This is a genomic window from Allocoprobacillus halotolerans (assembly GCF_024399475.1).
Taxonomy (GTDB): Bacteria; Bacillota_I; Bacilli_A; order Erysipelotrichales; family Coprobacillaceae; genus Allocoprobacillus; species Allocoprobacillus halotolerans.
The window spans coordinates 850,189-869,678 of sequence record NZ_CP101620.1 but is presented as its reverse complement, the minus strand read 5'-3'; the positions used below and the strand labels follow the sequence as shown (position 1 = coordinate 869,678).

General features: G+C 30.2%; 17 protein-coding genes and 4 pseudogenes. 18 read left to right on the top strand and 3 right to left on the bottom strand.

The genetic code is table 11. The features are described from left to right. Window positions 1-22 precede the first annotated feature (22 nt). The 4 genes and pseudogenes from rpsR to NMU03_RS05255 form a co-directional block, all read left to right on the top strand. A pseudogene (gene rpsR, locus NMU03_RS05270) lies at window positions 23-223 on the top strand (30S ribosomal protein S18); the annotation flags it as partial. Window positions 224-726: 503 nt separating this feature from the next. Beyond that, complete coding sequence (gene tnpA / locus NMU03_RS05265) at window positions 727-1,173, top strand: IS200/IS605 family transposase (protein ID WP_290141618.1); 447 nt, start codon at window positions 727-729, stop codon at window positions 1,171-1,173. 459 nt (window positions 1,174-1,632) lie between these two features. Continuing rightward, window positions 1,633-3,051 carry a group II intron reverse transcriptase/maturase gene (ltrA, locus tag NMU03_RS05260; protein WP_290141617.1) on the top strand — a complete coding sequence of 473 codons (1,419 nt, stop codon included), beginning with the start codon at window positions 1,633-1,635 and terminating at the stop codon, window positions 3,049-3,051. 170 nt (window positions 3,052-3,221) lie between these two features. After that, the gene (locus NMU03_RS05255) at window positions 3,222-3,773 is read left to right on the top strand and encodes a hypothetical protein (RefSeq protein ID WP_290141616.1); all 552 of its coding nucleotides are present in this window, start codon (window positions 3,222-3,224) and stop codon (window positions 3,771-3,773) included. Window positions 3,774-4,465: 692 nt separating this feature from the next. On the opposite strand, the gene NMU03_RS17585 is transcribed toward NMU03_RS05255, so the two are convergent. Continuing rightward, window positions 4,466-4,657 (bottom strand): helix-turn-helix domain-containing protein, encoded by a 192-nt coding sequence (locus NMU03_RS17585; RefSeq protein WP_353956659.1) that lies wholly within the window; start codon window positions 4,655-4,657, stop codon window positions 4,466-4,468. Then, window positions 4,654-5,162: pseudogene (locus NMU03_RS05250) on the bottom strand (AraC family ligand binding domain-containing protein). The gene NMU03_RS17585 and the pseudogene NMU03_RS05250 overlap by 4 nt, the downstream one beginning before the upstream one ends. Window positions 5,163-5,396: 234 nt before the next feature. On the opposite strand from NMU03_RS05250, the gene NMU03_RS05245 reads away from it, so the two are divergent. The 8 genes and pseudogenes from NMU03_RS05245 to NMU03_RS05210 all read left to right on the top strand — a co-directional run bounded on the left by NMU03_RS05245 (window position 5,397) and on the right by NMU03_RS05210 (window position 14,475). Continuing rightward, complete coding sequence (locus tag NMU03_RS05245; RefSeq protein ID WP_353956658.1) at window positions 5,397-6,674, top strand: PTS sugar transporter subunit IIC; 1,278 nt, start codon at window positions 5,397-5,399, stop codon at window positions 6,672-6,674. Between the two features lie 12 nt (window positions 6,675-6,686). After that, the gene (locus NMU03_RS05240) at window positions 6,687-7,115 is read left to right on the top strand and encodes a DUF3284 domain-containing protein (RefSeq protein WP_290141615.1); all 429 of its coding nucleotides are present in this window, start codon (window positions 6,687-6,689) and stop codon (window positions 7,113-7,115) included. A gap of 13 nt (window positions 7,116-7,128) precedes the next feature. Then, window positions 7,129-7,919 (top strand): annotated as a pseudogene (locus tag NMU03_RS17580) (glycoside hydrolase family 36 N-terminal domain-containing protein); the annotation flags it as partial. 15 nt (window positions 7,920-7,934) lie between these two features. Next, window positions 7,935-9,350, top strand: a complete 1,416-nt coding sequence (locus NMU03_RS05230; protein ID WP_353956685.1) for an alpha-galactosidase — start codon at window positions 7,935-7,937, stop codon at window positions 9,348-9,350. Then, window positions 9,351-11,408, top strand: coding sequence for a beta-galactosidase (locus NMU03_RS05225; RefSeq protein WP_290141612.1), 2,058 nt, complete (start codon window positions 9,351-9,353; stop codon window positions 11,406-11,408). Between the two features lie 354 nt (window positions 11,409-11,762). Further along, a pseudogene (locus tag NMU03_RS05220) lies at window positions 11,763-13,173 on the top strand (IS3 family transposase). A gap of 89 nt (window positions 13,174-13,262) precedes the next feature. Further along, complete coding sequence (locus tag NMU03_RS05215) at window positions 13,263-13,532, top strand: hypothetical protein (protein ID WP_290141611.1); 270 nt, start codon at window positions 13,263-13,265, stop codon at window positions 13,530-13,532. A gap of 13 nt (window positions 13,533-13,545) precedes the next feature. Then, window positions 13,546-14,475, top strand: a complete 930-nt coding sequence (locus tag NMU03_RS05210) for an AEC family transporter (protein WP_290141610.1) — start codon at window positions 13,546-13,548, stop codon at window positions 14,473-14,475. A gap of 46 nt (window positions 14,476-14,521) precedes the next feature. Here the strand turns inward: NMU03_RS05210 and NMU03_RS05205 are convergent, their stop codons facing one another. After that, window positions 14,522-15,406, bottom strand: coding sequence for a LysR family transcriptional regulator (locus tag NMU03_RS05205; RefSeq protein ID WP_290141609.1), 885 nt, complete (start codon window positions 15,404-15,406; stop codon window positions 14,522-14,524). A 231-nt stretch (window positions 15,407-15,637) separates the two neighbouring features. Between NMU03_RS05205 and NMU03_RS05200 the strand changes: the two genes are divergently transcribed. The 6 genes from NMU03_RS05200 to NMU03_RS05175 all read left to right on the top strand — a co-directional run bounded on the left by NMU03_RS05200 (window position 15,638) and on the right by NMU03_RS05175 (window position 19,441). After that, window positions 15,638-16,525, top strand: coding sequence for an AEC family transporter (locus NMU03_RS05200; RefSeq protein ID WP_290141608.1), 888 nt, complete (start codon window positions 15,638-15,640; stop codon window positions 16,523-16,525). 207 nt (window positions 16,526-16,732) lie between these two features. After that, entirely contained in the window at window positions 16,733-16,867 is a 135-nt protein-coding gene (locus NMU03_RS05195) for a hypothetical protein (RefSeq protein ID WP_290141607.1), read from the top strand. 47 nt (window positions 16,868-16,914) lie between these two features. Next, window positions 16,915-17,496: a DUF8612 domain-containing protein gene (locus NMU03_RS05190; RefSeq protein WP_435372945.1), complete on the top strand. Its 582-nt coding sequence runs from the start codon at window positions 16,915-16,917 to the stop codon at window positions 17,494-17,496. Continuing rightward, entirely contained in the window at window positions 17,462-17,860 is a 399-nt protein-coding gene (locus tag NMU03_RS05185) for a DUF4143 domain-containing protein (RefSeq protein WP_290141605.1), read from the top strand. Before NMU03_RS05190 ends, NMU03_RS05185 begins: the two co-directional genes overlap by 35 nt. Window positions 17,861-18,125: 265 nt before the next feature. Beyond that, window positions 18,126-18,584: a hypothetical protein gene (locus NMU03_RS05180; RefSeq protein ID WP_290141604.1), complete on the top strand. Its 459-nt coding sequence runs from the start codon at window positions 18,126-18,128 to the stop codon at window positions 18,582-18,584. Window positions 18,585-18,628: 44 nt separating this feature from the next. Then, window positions 18,629-19,441: a MurR/RpiR family transcriptional regulator gene (locus NMU03_RS05175; RefSeq protein ID WP_290141603.1), complete on the top strand. Its 813-nt coding sequence runs from the start codon at window positions 18,629-18,631 to the stop codon at window positions 19,439-19,441. Window positions 19,442-19,490: the final 49 nt, after the last annotated feature.

The window sequence follows — 19,490 nt, the reverse complement described above, 5'->3', positions numbered from 1 at the left end:
CATTCAAAAGACAAAGACCTAGAAAAAAGTTTGCTATTTTACAAAAAACAAGATTGATTACATCGATTACAAAGATGTTGAATTATTAAAAAGATTCGTTTCTGCAAATGGAAAAATCATTCCTAGACGTGTAACTGGAACAAGCGCTAAATATCAAAGACAATTAGCAGTTGCAATTAAACGTGCTAGACAAATGGCTTTATTACCATACGTTGGTGAATAATAATGATTAAAAAACCTTGATAAAATCAAGGTTTTTTTGTTTCTTGAGAGGTTTCTGGTACTAATTTGGTACTATTACGAACTAGAGCTTAATATTAAATAAATTGAATAATCTATCGATAAAAGATAATACTAACGTTAATTAATTAAAATTTTTTACAGTTTAAGAAAATATTTTATATTGAGTATCTGTTAAAAGCGTTCTGTGGAACGCTTCTGGAACGCCTTTGGAACGCTTTTTAAATATTATCTTAAATTATAACTTAAGTAATATATATGATAATGTTTTAACTGACTTCATAGTTTGATATAATAGAATAATCGAGGGAGTGATTATAATAAGTTCTGAAGTATCCGAGTGAAGGATACGGAAGAACTCAATGGGCATTTCCGCAGCTTGCTGCGTAATGCCGAACGAAGTATGATATAATAAATTGTGTAAAACAATTTATTATCGAAATCACAGAGTGATTTCGCAATCATACGAGAGTGAGGGCGATGATAATGGGAAATAGTCAATTTATACATCTATCACATAATGTGAGTAATCTTGTTTACCACATTGTCTGTCCGGCAAAATATCGTCGCGTAGTATTTGATGATTCTGTTGAAGAACATCTGAAGCAAATTTGCCTTGGGATAGAACTGAGATATGATTATATACATTTTCTTGAAATAGGGGCAGACAAAGATCATGTGCATTTTCTTGTTCAAAGTACACCTGAGTATGCTCCTTCAAAATTGGTAAAAATCATAAAAAGTATAACTGCAAGGCAAATATTTGCTGAGTGTCCGCAGGTCAAAAAACAACTATGGGGAGGACAATTCTGGAGCGACGGATATTTTATCGCATCTGTCGGTAAAAATCAAAACGAAAAAGTAATCAGAGAATATGTGAAAGAACAGGGTAAACAAGATACGGAATATAAGCAGTTGTATTTGAGTATATGATAGCATCGCATAAGCGAAGCGTGAAGATACCCCGGGTCTTGACCCGGGAGCTTCATGTGTGCCATGCATGGCATAAAACTTGGTGGTGAAAGTCCACTGTGGGGGTTTCGTACTACCAACCACTAGTCAAAGACAAGGTATCCATCGTAAGGTGAGAACTGAAGGAAGTCGGAGACAAAATCCTGACCCAAGGAATACGAACTATTTAAGGCATATGCTTATTGGATGAGATTGCATGACAAATCAAAGTCCAATAGTACGACGGAATAAGCAGTGTAAAGATAGTGGGTACATGGGATGAAAGTGTTATGTCTTACCGTGGGAGGTCCTAGGGACATGATGAAAATGTAATCATGGTGGAAATGTTTGTCCTAGGAAGTCAGCCGAGGTCATAGTAGTGATGATGATAACTGTAATGGTTATCTAGCGAAGGACCGAACATAAGGAGGTGAACTGGAAATGAAAGATACTCAGGATAAAATTGGATACTGTCAACTATCATTAGGCTTACTCTATGAAGATAGTACGGAATACGACAATAATGGAGAAGTGTATCCTATATCAAAACAAGAGATATCGCATACGAAGAACACCAATAGATTTGTAATACATGAGAAGTTACTTGAAACAATCGTAGAAGATGCCAATATAGAAAAGGCAATCCAAAGGGTTGTGAGCAATAAGGGAAGTGGTGGTGTAGATAAAATGCAAGTCGCAGAAGTTCGTACGCATTTCGCACAGCACTGGTCTTATCTAAAGAAACTCATCATGGAGGGACACTATAGTCCACAAGCCGTTAAAAGAGTAGAAATACCAAAAGATAATGGAAAGAAAAGAGGACTAGGAATTCCAACTGTGACTGACAGGGTCATTCAACAAGCGATAGTGCAAATACTTACGCCTATCTTTGAGCCACTATTCAGTGAAAACAGTTATGGATTTAGACCTCGAAGAAATGCTCATCAAGCAGTAAGAAGAGTCGTAGACTATGCCAATGAAGGATATCGATACACAGTAGACTTGGACTTGGAGAAATACTTTGATACAGTCAATCATTCAAGGCTTATACAGATACTGTCACAAACTATTAAGGATGGAAGAGTCATATCACTCATACATAAATATCTCAATGCAGGAGTCGTAGTAAAGCATAAATTCGAAGAAACGACTAAAGGCGTACCTCAAGGAGGACCACTAAGTCCATTACTATCAAATGTCTATCTTAATGAACTTGATAAAGAAATGGAAAGAAGAGGCAATAGATATGTAAGATATGCAGATGACTGTGTCATACTATTCAAAAGTAAAAGAAGTGCAATGAGAGTCAAGGAAACAGTGAGGAGGTATCTTGAAGAGAAGTTATTCGTTAAAGTCAACCAGGAGAAAACAAAAGTAGCCTATATTACTGATATAAAATTTCTAGGATTTGGATTTTATATAGAGAAGAGTGGTAACGTACGAATCACTGTTCATAAGAAATCAAGAGAAAAGATGAAAAGAAGAATCAAGGGAATCACAAAAAGAAACAGACCTGTCAGTAGTAAACAATTAGGCCAAGAATTAAAACTCTATATGACGGGATGGATAAACTATTACAGGGTAGCCGATATGAAAGTGTATCTTGGTAAAGTTGACTTATGGTTAAGACGAAGAATACGAATGATATACTGGAAGAGATGGAAACTGGTAAGGACGAGATATAAAAATCTACAAAAGTTAGGAATAAACAGGAAAAAGGCATGGGAATGGGCAAATACAAGAAAAGGTTACTGGCATATAGCCAATAGCTTTATACTCTCTAGAACACTGACAAACGAAAGACTGAAAAGCTTTGGGTTTATCAGTGCACTAGACTATTACAATTCTATAAACTTATGAAACGCCGTGTAGGGGACCCTATGCATGGTGTTGTGAAAGGGGCGAAAGATATTAATTCTTAGCCCCTATTCGATTAATTCTTTTGGTTATATAAAAAATATTGTAGAACATTTCTTAGTAAGATAATATAATAATGTGAATTATAAACTGAAATCAAGGAGTTAATTAAAATGGAAAAATTTTTTAAAGAATTAATGGTGGTAAATAATCATAATCTAAGTAGTTTTAATACCCCTGGTGTTTGGGCTTTGTTTGGAAAAAGAAAAAACGTAGTAAATGATGATAAATGGTATTGTTTACAAGTTGGACAAACAACTTGCATTAAAAATGAAATTCAAAAAGATAAGCAGCTTTTGGCTGAAGAATTAAACAATAATGGAACTAAAATTCCATATGTGAATCAATTTGGAGAAGAATTGTTTTCATATTATGTATATCCAACTTCTAGGGAATATTTGTATAGTAAATATATAAAAGAACAATTTAAAGATTTTCTTTTTGCAGTTATTTGTGAAGAAGAAGATAATAATGTTAGAAAGAGTATAGAAAAAGAGTTTGCATATAAAACAAATGCGATATGTTGGAGGAATGGTGGCCCTTTCAAAAAAGGAATAAAAATTGATTTTGAGAATAGGAAATCTGAAACTAGAGAAATACCATACAATGGCGAAATATCTGATTCAATCATTATCCCGTTTGTTAAAAGATATAATACTCAATAAAAAATATGTTTTCAAGATATTTAAGTGAGAATAAAATTTTCTTTATTGAAAAACAAGAACCTTTTGATAAATTAATAGTGCATAAAAGAAATTATTTAATATAACGTTATGTTAAGAACTTATTATGATTATAATAATTATAAAAATAATAAATATGGTACTATTTTGGTACTAAGTTGTGCTGCAAATAAAAATAAACAGAAGATTATAAGATAAAATTACACTAAATATTGATTTAAAAGTACTCATTAAATCTAAAAAATATTAAAGCTTATCATAGGTTGGTGAATAATAAGTGTTAGAAAGCCTTGATAAAATCAAGGTTTTTTTGTTTTTTAATAGTTTTGACATAGGGGGTAAGCAAAGAATGGTCTATAGAAAATTTCAAAATAGTGTTTATTATGTGTTATTCTTATACAGTTAATTTTTAGAATTTAATAGTAATAAATTAAATAAAATATTTTAAAATGATACATATTTTTGTTGGAAGAAAGAAAATAAAAAACATAAATATTTGCTTACAATTTTATATGATAAGATAATATTTATCATAATGGTTTAAATGTAAATTTTGAAATAAAATAATTAAAGAAAGGTGATTGGGTAATATAATTTCTATTAGAAAGGTTTTCAATATAGTGAAAAATATAAATAAAATGGTATTAAATCTTTTTGAGATTAACTAATAGATATTAGTCAAATATTTTGCCTATAACTACGGGGTGAAATATTTTTTTCTTATGAAATAATCTTGAAAAATATAGTTCATCATCATATCCAACAGATTTGCTTATGACTTTAATCGGGAGTGTAGTTTCAATTAGTAATCTTTCAGCTTCATCCAGTTTTGTTTTTAAAATATAATCTTTTAAAGATATGTTCATATTTTTTTAAACAATCTAGTGGTATAAGAACGGTCTAGACCTAAATAATTTGCAATATCACTAACATATATTTTTTCATCAATATGAGTAATACAGTAGTTAATAATGAAATTGACATATTCTTCCTCTGTAGGAATAGTATTTTGATAATTAGGAAATTGATTAACTAAAAAATGCAGAAAATCGTATAATAAACTATTCAATAATAATTCTTTACATGCAGAAACAGAACGATAGGCAACAGAAATATTAACAAATTTTAATGCTAATTGATCGTCTTTAGAATAGTGAAAAACAGGAGTATGAGCTAATGTTGTTTTATTAATATATGACTCAATCTTTAATCCTTGCATTCCAATCCATCCATAGGCCCAAGGATCATGTATGTCAGCACAATAATAAATTTCTTGATTAGGCTTGATAAAAAAGCATCTCCTTTTTCAAGGTGATAAACTTTACCGTCACACTTGAATATACCTTTACCACTAGTTATATAATGAATCATGTAGCTTTTTCTCACTGCAGGACCAAAAGAATGTCCAGCTTCACATTCTTCATAGCCATTATTATATATAAGCGCATCAGTGTTTTTATAAAAATTTTCATTTGTTTCAATTCTCATATCTTTTTCTCCCATGTCACATTTATCCATGATTATATCACAATTTGATATACAAAAAAATAAAACTTAAATATAATAATTGATGTGTTAACGTTAACCTAGAAGAGGAGAGATAAAATGAGTTTTAATGATAAATTAATGGAAAAAATGTTACCAATTGCAACGTGGATTTCAGAAAATAAGTATGTAATTGCGGTTCGTGATGGGTGTATGCTTGCATTCCCACCAACTATGTTTGCATCAATTTGTATTATTTTACAAAATTTACCTACTACATTTGGTTTTGCTCAATTTCTACCAGAAGCAATACTTACTTTCTTGAATGACTTCTTTGGACCAGTTGCAAATGCAACTATGAATATCAGTACTTTATTTATGGTGTTTGGTATTGCATATCATTTAGCAAAAAATTATGGAAAATCGTCTTTATATGCTGGTGCAATTGCTATTTCTAGTTTCATGATGTTAGTTCCAATTACATGGGGAGATAATGGAGGAATTATTCCATTATCAAAATTTGGAGCTGAAGGTATGTTTATTGGTATGATTGTCTCAGTTTTATCAACTGAAATATTCTGTAGAATTGAAAATGCAGACATTAAAATTAAAATGCCAGCTTCAGTACCACCGGCTATTGCCAAATCATTTGAGACAATTATTCCTGGAGCTGCAGCATTATTCGTTATGAATGTAATTAGATATGGATTTACATTTACTGAATGGGGTAATGCAGTAGATTTTGTTTATAAAAGTTTACAAATTCCTTTACAAGGAATTGGTGCTAGTTTACCAGCAATTATTTTGGTTGTTGCTTTAACTCAATTCTTTTGGTGGTTTGGAATCCATGGAACAATTGTTGTTAACTCAGTAATTGAACCAATTTATGCAGCATTAAGTTTAGAAAACTTTACAGCATTTAGTAATGGACAAGAATTACCAAACGTATTAACAAGTACTTTCAAAGGGGTTTTCGTTGACTGTGGACTTGTGCTAGGTATTGCACTAGCGTGTATTATCTTAATAGCAAGATCAAAACGTTTAAAAACAACGATGAGACTTTTAGTTGCACCTGCGAGTTTTAATATCTCTGAACCATTAACATTTGGGTTACCAATTGTATTAAACCCAACAATTTTTATACCATGGATCTTAGCACCAGTAGTAATGGTAACGATTTCGTATTTTGCTATTAGTACTGGAATTGTTCCAAAAACAAATGGAGCAACGATTGTGTGGTCTACCCCTGTATTCTTATCTGGTATTTTAGCAACAGGATCTATTCGTGGAGGATTATTACAAATCGTAAACGTGATAGTTGGAGTTTGTATATGGTATCCATTCTTAAAGTTATTAGATAAGCAATATTTAAATGAAGAAAAAGAATTAGAAAACTAAAAGGAGAGTACAATGAGCAAACAATTAACATTTGAACATGAATTTCAATATCCGATAGAAGATGTTTATAAAGTAATAAAAGAACAACAATTATTGTTTTTTCAACATTATGATAATTCAATAAAAGATTTGTCCGAAGGAATAGAAATAAAAAAACAGATGTATACAAAAACATCCAATAAAGAAATTCCTGTAAAAATGTGTGTAAGAAAGCTTATTGACAACCAACATATGGAAGTAGTGACAAAATATTATGAAGGTGATATTGTCACTACTTATCTTTTTGAAAATCTTAATGGAAAGACAAGACTTACATATATAGAAGAAAATCATTTTAACAAAACGAGAAATGAAATGAACTTTCACTTAATAAGTTTCTTCTATAATTGGATGTATAAACGTAATATGAAAAAAGAATGCAATATGTTGAGTCTTTGTTGAGTGAGGAAAACTAATGATTAATATTGTGGATGAAGTATTATTTCATTTATCTAACAACAAGATTAGTTACATTATACAGTTATTAGATAATAAACAGTTAGGCCATATGTATTATGGAAACAAAATTGATATCATAACAAAAGAGGATTTGGCTTATTATACAAGAGACGATAATAAGGCAGCAGGAACAGTTAAATATAGTAAAGATAATCGTAATTTTTCATTATCATGTATTCCCCAAGAATATCCAGTATTTGGTACAAGTGATTATAAAGATGGGGCACTTTCACTATATTACCAAACAACACCATTATATTTAGATTTAAAATATAAAAGTTGTTCTGTTGTTAAAGGTAAAAATAGAAAAAAGGGTTACCAGTAGCATATGGTGCAGATGCTGAAACATTGATTATTGAGATGATTGATTATAATTATGATGTTGTTGTAAAACAATATTATACTATATTTGAAAATAGTCATATTATTGTGAGAAACCAAGAAATTCTCAATAAAAGTGAAAAAACATATACAATTGATAAAGCTATTTCTGCTGTGTTAGATTTAAATAATGCTGATTATAAATTTGTGCATTTATCTGGAGCATGGTTAAAAGAAAGGCATGTAAAAAAACAAAACATAGAACATGGGAAAGTAAGTGTTGGCACTTTAAAAGGTGCAAGTTCACACCAACAAAACCCTTTTATCGCATTAGAACATGTTAATGCAACAATTAACAGTGGTGAATGTTATGGGATGAATCTTGTATATTCTGGAAACTTTATTGGACAAGTAGAAGTTGATGAATGGGATTATACACGTATGATGTTAGGAATTAATCCGGAGTATTTTAATTGGGAATTAAAACCTGAAAGTCATTTTTTAACACCAGAAGTTCTTGTGGCTTATAGTAATGAAGGGTTAGATGGTTTATCTAGAGAATATGCAAGTTTTATAGAAAACCATATTATTGATTCTAAATGGTTATCTAAACCTAGACCAATTGTTTATAACAGTTGGGAAGCAATGTATTTCGATATGAATCAAGAAAAATTATATGATTTAGCAGTTAAAGCTAAAGATATTGGAATGGAATGCTTTGTGATTGATGACGGATGGTTCTCTAATAGACGTAATGATCAAAGTAGTTTAGGAGATTGGACAGTTAGTCAAGAATTATTTCCCGATGGCATCAAAGCTTTTGGAAAGAAAATTCATGGTTTAGGAATGATGTTAGGAATGTGGTTTGAACCAGAAATGGTTTCACCAGGTTCTCAATTGGTAAAGGACCACCCTGATTGGGTAGCTGCTCGTTCTCTATCTAGGATATCTATAGCTAGAAATCAATACTGTTTAGATTTTTCTAATCCAGAAGTTGTAGATTATATTTACAATCAAATGGTTGCAGTAATTGATGAAGCAAATCTTGATTATATAAAATGGGATTATAACCGAAATATTACTGAAGCTTTTTCACCTTATTTAGAAAAAAACAATTATAATCAAGGAGAATTTTTTCATAGAAATATTTTAGGATTATATGATTTATATGAAAGACTAACATCTCGGTATCCAAATTTATTGATTGAAGGATGTGCAGGTGGGGGCGGAAGATTTGATTTAGGTATTCTATATTATAGTCCATATATTTGGGTTAGTGATGATAGTGATGCTATTGAAAGATTGAAAATTCAATATGGAACAAGTTTAGCATATCCTATTTCTTCATTAAGTAATCATGTCTCAATAACACCAAATCATCAAACATTAAGGAATACTCCTTTGCAAACACGTTATCTTGTTGCTTTATTTGGATGCTTGGGATATGAATTGGATATCAATGAGTTAAATCAAGAAGAAATTGAAGCAGTTAAAAAACAAATACAAGAATATAAAGAAATACGATATTTGATATCTCAAAATCAATTTTACAGACTTATATCGCCATTTGAAGAAGATATGAATAAAATTGCTTGGGCAATAGAAGGTGAAGAAGAAGTTGTTGTCGGTTTTTACAGAATTCTTACTAAGCCAAATGATACACCTTATGAATATTTAAAACTGCCATTTATAAAAAATGGGACATATCTTATTAATGATGAATATATATTATCTGGTGAAATTCTAAGAAATATAGGGTTAAAATTACCTTACCAATTCAATTGTGCTAATCATGAAATGGCACAGTTATCAGGTGATTATCAAGCATATTTATTTAGGATAAAGAAGGTGAAATAAATGAGTTATAACAATGTAAAACAAATTTTACATGGTGGAGATTATAACCCCGAGCAATGGTTAGATTGTCCTCAAATATTAGAAGATGATTTACGTTTGATGGAAGAGGCACACATCAATACAGTGACAGTTGGAATCTTTTCATGGTCAACATTAGAACCCCAAGAAGGACACTATAATTTTGCATGGCTTGATAAAGTTTTTGACGAAATGGAAAAAAGAAATGGATATGTCATTTTGGCAACACCAAGTGGTGGTCGCCCAAGATGGATGTCACAAAAATATGAAGAAGTGAATAGAGTAGACGAATATGGTAGGAGACATCATCATGGTTTTAGACACAATCATTGTTATTCATCAAAAATCTATCGCAACAAAGTAGAAAATATTAATACTATCTTAGCAAAAAGATATGGTCATAGAAAATCATTGATTATGTGGCATATATCTAATGAATATTCGGGAGAATGTTTTTGTGATCAATGTCAAGAAAATTGGCGTAAATGGTTGCAAAATAAATACAAAACCTTAGAGGCACTGAATGCTGCTTGGAATATGGTTTTTTGGTCAAATACTATAACAGATTGGAATCAAGTTGTTCCCCCATCGCCATTGGGAGAAAATAAAGTTCATAGTATGGATATTGATTGGCGCAGATTTTGTAGTGATATGACAATAGATTTCTTCGAACATGAAATCAAAACAATAAAAGAAATTACACCACATATCCCTGTGACGACAAACTTTATGGCCGAAGGACATTCAACAAATGACTTTATACCACTGGAAGGGATAGATTATGCAAAATTTGCAAAATCATTAGATGTTGTTAGTTGGGACAGTTATCCAGATTGGCATAATAATTTTGAGCCAGTATCAAAAACAGCAATGAAAACAGCTTTCATTCATGATTTATACTACTCCCTTAAAAATAAACCATTTTTAATTATGGAATGTACACCAAGTTGTGTGAATTGGCATACTTTAAATAAATCAAAGAGACCAGGAATGCATATATTGAGTTCAATGCAACAAATTGCTCATGGTTCAGACAGTACATTATATTTTCAAATTAGAAGAGCTCGTGGAAATTCAGAAAAATATCATGGCGCAGTTATAGATCATGATAATTCGAACGAGAATAGAGTTTTTAAAGAAGTAAAAAAATATGGTGAGATGTTATTATTGTTAAAAGACATAAAAGGAACAAAAAAACAGTCTCGCGTTGCAATACTTATAGACTGGGAAAACTTATGGGCATTAAAAAGAGAAAATGCATTTTGTAGAAAAAATAAAAGATATTTTCAAACATTACAAGAGCATTACAACTATTTTTGGGAAAATGATATACCTGTAGATTTGTTGACTAAGGATAAAGATTTTAGTCAATATGAAATAATTATTGCACCAATGCTTTATATGATTGAAGCAGAAACGATGAATAAATTTAAAGATTATGTTAAGCAAGGAGGAAAACTTGTATCAACATATTTTACAGGACTAGCAGATTCGCGGGATGTATTGTATATTGGTGGATGGCCTCAACAATTACAAGAATTATTTGGAATAAAAGTACTTGAGTTAGATAATTATTTTGATAATGAATATAATGAAATAGTTTATCAGGATAAAGTATATCAAACCAAACAATATCAATCTATTATTGAACTACATAATGCGACGAGTCTAGGAGAATATCAAAAAGATTTTTACGCTCATACCCCTGCATTAACTGTTAATGCATATGGAAATGGGCAAGCGTATTATATGGCTGCTAGGATGAAAGATGATTTTCTACATGATTTTTATTCTCAAATTGCAAATCAGTATAAGCAAAAATATGTTATCTGTGATCAAGAAGTTTCTGTTCAAGTAAGATTTGATGATCAATACAATTATTGTTTTATAATGAATTTTTCTGAAGAAGAAAAGAAGATAGAAATAACCAAAAAATCAACTGATATAATTAATCATATTGATATTGAAGGAAAAATCATTCTAAATAAATATGAAACCAAAGTTTTAAGAATAAAAAAAGATACAATGTTTAATTCTTAAACATTGTATATATACTTGTTAATTATTCAGATTGAAAAAATATAAGTGTATATAAGTAGATTACTAGTAAAAGATATTAATGTGGTGTGTAAATAAAATTTTTGGCTGTGTTGCATATGGTAATCTGAAAATAATTGTATATCTTTATATTAAAATAATATTATTTGAGATTAAAAAAATATTTAAAAAGAAATAAATGATGCAAAGAATGTTAGAAATAATATGAAAAACAAATAATACTATTGGAAATAATATCACTATTATAAATCGGTGAATAATTTATAATGAAAAGCCTTGATGAATGAAATGAACCCCGTTATTTGGACACCTGAATAAAGGAGGTTCATTTTTATTATGGCAAAACTGACAAGAGATCAAAAAATAGAATTATATGAAAAACGAAAGAAAGGATGTACTGTATCATCACTATCTAAAGAATATCAAATAAATGCCACTGGTATTAACTATTTAATTAGACTGATAGACAGACATGGTTTTGATATTCTCAGAAAAGAAAAAATAATTATTATTCACCAAAATTAAAAGTAGAAATCATTAATAAGGTACTTGTAGATGGTCAATCAATTGTTAGCACGGCTATTGAATATGGATTGCCTAATAAGGAGTTGTTATCTAACTGGATTAACTCGTATAAAGAGAACGGATATGTTATAGTAGAGAAAAAGAGAGGAAGATCATCTGCTATGAACAGGCAGAAGAAAATAAACAAAAAATACGAAGACATGACACCTGAAGAAAAAATCAAATATCTTGAAAACAGAAATCTATATTTGGAAGTGGAGAATGAATACCTAAAAAAATTGAGAGCTGCAGTTCAGGCAAGGAAGAATCGACAACCAAAGAAAAAGTAATGGTAGTCTATGAACTGCAGCGTTAATACCCATTAAAGATTCTTCTTGAGATATCTGGTCTAAAACGTTCAACATATTACTACACGTTATCTAAGACGCATAAGGATATGAAAAATGATGAAATCATGAACGTTATCATTAATATATTTTATACACATAAAGAATGCTATGGCTATCGTAGAGTGGCTTTGGAATTAAGAAATATGGGCTATGTAGTCAATCACAAGAAAGTAAAACGATTGATGTCTGTAATGGGCCTGTATGCCAAAACACCAAAAGCGAAATACAAATCATATAAGGGCGATATGAATGGCACAGTAAAAAATCTGTTACTTGATAAAGTCATTGACGAAGAAAATCACAGAACATACTATAAAAGGAACTTCAGTACAGCAGGGTGCAATGAAATATGGTCAACAGATGTATCGGAATTTCGTATTGCAGCAGGAAAACTGTATCTATCACCAATTATGGATTTGCATAATCGAGAGATAGTATCTTTCAATATATCAGCAAGCCCAAATTTTGAACAAATCAAAGATATGCTGAACAAAGCCTTTGATAAGTATGATAAATTGGATAATCTCATCTTTCATTCTGATCAGGGATGGCAATATCAGATGTAGCCATATCATAAAATGCTGGAAGAAAAGGGTATTCAACAGTCCATGTCAAGAAAAGGAAACTGTTTAGACAATTCACCAATGGAGAACTTCTTTGGAAAGATGAAAAATGAGATGTTTTATGGATATGAATATACTTTTGAAACATTGGAAGATTTAAAGATTGCAATGGAAGAATATATTGAGTATTATAATACTCAAAGAATTACAGAAAAATTAAAAGGACTGACACCTGTACAATACAGGAACCAATCCCTATTAACTGCTTAAAAATAAATTTAAATAAGTGTCCAACAAATTGGGTTCACTTCAGAAAGCAGGCACTTGGTGAAAGCTTTTATGCTGTTTCGAAAGAATCAATGACATTATATGGTTATGCTTTATCACTTTATCAATACTTTCATCAAAAACTTCAAATTGGTTTTCTCTTATGGGAAAAATTTTGTGAATATCTAGGCAAAGATGAATTGATAGATGATTGTTTTTATCATATTGCAAGAAGTGGATATTACAGCATTGAAAAGGCTCAAAAATTATTAGAATACAAACCTCGTTATACAACGTGGGAAACAATTGAAGAAGTAATGAAATATTATATTGAAAAAAGATGGATTGTAATTCCATCGTGAAAGGAGAACTTTTATGGCCGCATTAACAACACTATTCCCGGTATTCTTTATGTTAGCACTTGGTTTTATTTCTCGTGTGAAAGGTTGGATTTCACCAGAACAAAAAGCTGGTGCCAATACCATTATCTTTAAAATTCTTTTCCCTATCTTAGTATTCAATCTGATGTGTACAGCTCGTTTTGAAATATCACATATCCAGATTATTCTCTATGTCTTTGTTATTTATGTTCTTGCATTAATTGTTGGAAAACTTCTTGCTCCAATCGCTGGTAAGCAGTATGCCCACTTTTCGCCTTATCTTTTGACAGCTGTTGAAGGTGGAAATGTCGCTTTGCCTTTATATCTTTCTATTGTGGGGACTTCCAGCAATACAGTTATCTTTGATATTGCCGGTACAGTTCTATGCTTTATTATCTTCCCAATCCTTGTCGCTAAAGAAGCATCAACAAGTTCTTCTCCAAAAGAAATGATAAAAGATATTTTGACCAATTCATTTGTGATTGCAGTGATATTAGGATTGGCTTTGAATCTAACTGGTGGCTATGCATGGCTAATGAACTTAGCACTAGGTGAAATGATTACAAAGACATTATCACAGGCAACAGCACCTATTGTATCAATGATCTTATTTATACTTGGCTATGATTTAAAGGTTGACAGAAAGACAATCGTGCCAATCTTAAAACTGATGTCTATCAAATTTGTTTACTATGCATTGGTGATTGTAGGATTCTTTATTTTATTTCCGGCGCAGATGTCAGACAAGACATTCATGATGGCACCGATTATCTATTTCATGTGTCCAACAGGATTTGGATTGATGCCAGTGATTGCACCATTATATAAAAATGAAGAAGATGCCGCCTTTACAAGTGCCTTTGTATCGATGTTTATGATAGTCACATTGATTGTTTATACATTAGTCGTTATCTTTATTGCCTAATTATATTCATTAAAAAAGTCCTATTTCTTTAAGAAATAAGACTTTTTTAAACCTCTTTCACTTCTTCTTTTAATAATTCTAAAAAAGTTTCTGATTGTTTAGAGAAGACATGATATTTTTTCCATGCGATATGAATACCTTCTTCTAATCGAGGAGAAAGTGGTTTAAAACATAAAGGACTATCATCATGAAGTTGAATGATATTTCCAAATGTTAAAGCATAGCCACCACCTTCTTCAACAAGTAAAGCAGGATTGTTAATTAAATTATAAGTCACTTGAATATTCAACTTTCTTTCATTACCACCAATCCAACCAGCAATTTCATTTTTCACAATATATTGTTCAGATAAAATAATAGATTCATTCTTTAATAAATCTGGTGTTATTTCATCATATTTAGCAAGCAATGAATCTTTTCGCATCAAAACTCCCATGGTTTCTTTACCTGGAAGGGTAAAATAATCAAATTGAGATAGATTAACAGGATCAAAGAAGATACCAAAATCGAGTAATCCACTATCCAATTTATCAGCAACATCTTGTGCATTTCCACTAAAAAGATGGAAATGGACTTGAGGATACATTTTTTGCATTTTCACAATCACACGCATAATTAAACGCATTGTTGCACTTTCTCCACCACCAATATAAATATCTCCAGCTAGTTCTTCTTGATCTTTTAATAATTCACGTTGGGCTTTTTCAGTGAGGTTTAAAATCTCTTGGGCATATTGTTTTAATAAAATGCCATCTTTCGTTAATGTGATTTTACGATTACCACGAATAAATAACTGCTTTTGAAATTCTTCTTCCAATTCCTTAATTTGTCTAGAGAGTGTGGGTTGTGTAATGTGTAAAACTTCAGCGGCTTTAGAAATGCTTTCTTCTCTTGCGATAGCTAAAAAATATTGTAAGACGCGTAATTCCATATTCATCACCTACTTTTATTATAGTTGTTTTTAATATGCTTAACAAGTATAGGAAGATATAAAATATAAGTATTTGATATATATCAATATCCTTTTATATAATATGTTTGAAAGAAAAGAAGACATGTTTCTAACCAAAAGGTAACTAACAGACAAAAAAGTGCCTTCTTTTCAAACAAAAATGAAATTGTTAAGATAAAACTATCAAAAATAACAGAAAGGGGTATAAACATGACAGCTTTATCAACATTATTTCCTGTCTTTTTTATGATTGGGCTTGGGGCATTGGCACGTATCAAAGGATGGGTAACACCAGAACAAAAAGAGGGAGCTAATTATATTATTTTTAATATTTTATTTCCTATCATGATTTTTAATGTACTTTTCACTACACAAATTGAATTATCAGTCATTTGGATTATTCTTTATGTTTTTATTGTGTTTGTTTTAGGAATGGTTATTGGAAAATGGATCAGTCCTTTAACGGGTAAAAGATTCGCACATATTTCTCCATATCTACTCACCACTTGTGAAGGTGGAAATGTCGCTTTACCACTTTATACATCCATTGTAGGATTAAGTTATGCCAGCAATACAGTCATTTTTGATATTGCGGGAACATTGATTGCTTTTGTAGTGATGCCTATTATGGTGGCTAAAGCAAGTGCAGGAAAAACAAGCATGAGACAACTCTTAAAAACAATCTTTACTAATTCTTTTGTAACTGCGGTTATACTTGCTTTAATATTAAATATGATGGGTTGTTATGAATATTTAAGTCATACAGCATTATTTGATATTTATACCAATACAGTGAATCAGGCAACAGGACCCATTGTAGGAATGATATTATTTATTATTGGTTATAATCTTAAGATCAAAAAAGAAACTTTACCTATTTTATTGAAGTTACTATGTGTAAGAGTGATTGTGTTTGCTTTGATTATTGTTGGTTTCTTTGTATTATTTCCACAACTTATGGCAGAAAAGGTTTATATGATTGCGGTGCTTATCTATTTTATGTGTCCAACAGGTTTTGCAGTTCCTATGATTATATCTCCACTTAATCAGACTCAAGAAGATGGTGATTTTCAGTCACTTTTATCTCACTCTATATGATTATCACATTAATCGTGTATACAATTGTTGTTTTGTTTATTTATTAAAATATTGATTTGAAATGAAGCTCTTTATTTGGATAAGTGAAAAAAGGAGGGCCATTTTTATCATAATAATAAAGATTGCTTATTATTAATTATAACGAGTAAAATATATTTATAAATATTTGGAATTGATTTGTAAATCTATCGAAAGGAGAAATGCCTGGTGTACAAAAGAACTGTCTTTAATAAAATTGAGCAGTCATTAGAACTTAATCCAATTGTTATTGTGACAGGACCTAAGTTAGTGGGAAAGACAATTGAAGTTTATCGTCTTGTAGAAACCCATGGTTTTCATTAAGTTTCTCTTGATGATATAGAAAAAAGAAATGAGGCATTAACTAATCCATAATTTTTATTCAACGTTATGGATATCCTCTTGTTATTGATGAAATTCAATATGCTCCTGTTTTAATGGAAGTTATTGAATCAATTGTTAATAAAAAAAGGCTTGAAGGTGGCAGTGCTAATGGAATGTTTGTCCTTACTGGTTCACAGTCTTTTTCTTTAATGAGAGGTGTTACACAATCATTAGCTGGGAGAGCGACCATTTTTTCAATGAATCCATTAAGCTATAATGAAATTATCGGTAGAGAAGAACAACCATTTGTTCCATCATTTGAGATATTACAACAGAAAATAAATGCTATCCCTGTCAATGATTTATTTCAAATGATAGTGAGAGGGATTTATCCTGAATTATTGCGTAATCCAAATATTCCAACTCAACAGTATTATCGAGATTATGTGACAACTTATCTTGATAGAGATATTAGTGAACTTATTAATTTAAAAGATAAACTTAGATTTCATAATTTTTTACAACATATTGCAACATTGACTTCACAACAGGTTAATTACTCACAAATTTCTAGAAATATTGGGGGAGGTAGATGTGAAAACAATCAAAAACTGGATGTCTATCCTTGAAACAAGTGGAATTCTTTATTTGCTTCAACCATATAGTGAAGAAAAGTTATCAAAAAGGATTGTGAAGGCTCTTAAACTTTATTTTACAGATACAGGTCTTGTGGTTTATCTTACTAAGATTTACAGTTCTGAAAACTTATTAATCAGTAATCTTGCTGGTGCTTTTATGGAAACTTATGTTATCAATGAAATTAAAAAATCTTATGAGAATAATGGAATGAATATGCCTGCTTATTATTATCGTGATAAAGAACAAAATGAAATCGATCATGTACTTGTAGAAGACTTAAATATTCATTGTATTGAAATCAAAAAAGGTGTGAGATTTGATAAGAATGATGTTAAAAGTTTTGATCTGATTTAAAAACACAGCAAATATCAAAATGGCATTTCTTGTATTCTGTGTAATACTGAAGAAAATTATGCACTTGATAGAACAACCTATGTTTTTTCTGTTTCCTGTATATGATAAATACTTAAAAAGTAATGATGCTTATTAATTCATTGCTTTTTATTTTATATAAGAGAATAGAATAGATAATTATATAGAATAGGTAATTGTAGAGTTTTATATTGCCTAAAAGTCATTGATTAAGTTATAATGACTTATATGATAGAGGATGAAAAAAATGTTTGAATATGAATCAGAAATTATTATAGCAATAAGAGGAAGTCAAGAACCAGCATTGGAGCGTATTATTAAAGATACTAAAGAAGTCTATAATCTCTGCAATGAAATAAAGCAATTATTAGCAATCACTGGGAACATTATGCTTAATGTTTTTATTGCAGTTTCAATTATTTTGATAGTTTTTTTCATCTTCTTTATACAACAACATATCTATCCTTTAGCATTTATCTTTTTTATATTCGCTGCGATACTCGTATTTCTTGTTGTATTTTTACGTTTGATTTTAAGTGTTGATGCTTCAAACTGGATAGATTGCTTACGAGATGATGAAGCATTTGTAATGAATAGATTTTTAAAATCACAACATATTCAAATAGAATTAAAAGATCAGACAATTTTAAAATATTTAAAGCATAGACATAAAAAAGAGATTGTTGTGATAGATGAAGAAAAATAGTTTATAAGGTTTATGAAAAGAAGAATCAAAGGAGGATGAGTCAAGTGGGACTTATAGAAAAAATGTCAGACACACAACTTTTTACAGCTGTTGAACTATCAGTCTTAAATTATATGACAGATAATATGGAACAAATCATCCATATGTCTATTCAAGAACTTGCAAAAGTTACTTATTCTTCTAATGCAACAATCATTCGTATATGTAAAAAATTAGGTACAAATGGGTTTAAAGATTTTAAATATGCTTTATTTAAAGAAATGGAAGCAGGAAAGTATTTGAAAAAAGAAGTTGATTATAGTGTACCGTTTCATCATAATGAATCCATAGAAGCCATTATTGAAAATATGTCTTCTTTACATAAAAATACTATTAATCTGATTAATTCTTGTTTAGACAGAAATGTGCTTGATGAAGTGAGTGATGTTATTTTAAAAAGTCGATATGTTTTTATAGCTGCAATGGGTGATTCAAAAATATCAGCAACTGGTTTCATTAATAAACTTGTCAAAATTGGTATTTATTGTATTGTGATGACTGATAATAATGAAGAACTTTCTTTTTCTAAGAATTTAAAACCAGACGATTGTGTGATTTTTGTGAGTTATAGAGGAAATACGCCAAAGGTGAATCAATGTTTAAGAGAAGTTAAAAAAACAGGGTGTCAAATTATTGCTTTAACATCCAATGAAAAGAGTCCAGTGAGTAAATATGGACATTATTCTATTATTATTCCACCTAAAGAAAATGAAATGAAAATTACAACATTTTATTCTCAAATTGCATTTACATATATATTAAATATTCTTTACAGTATTATTTTTTCTAAAATTAACGAAGGGAAAAAGACTTTTTGAACTAAAAGTCTTCTTTTTTTATCTTGTATGACAAAAGAAAAGACTAATG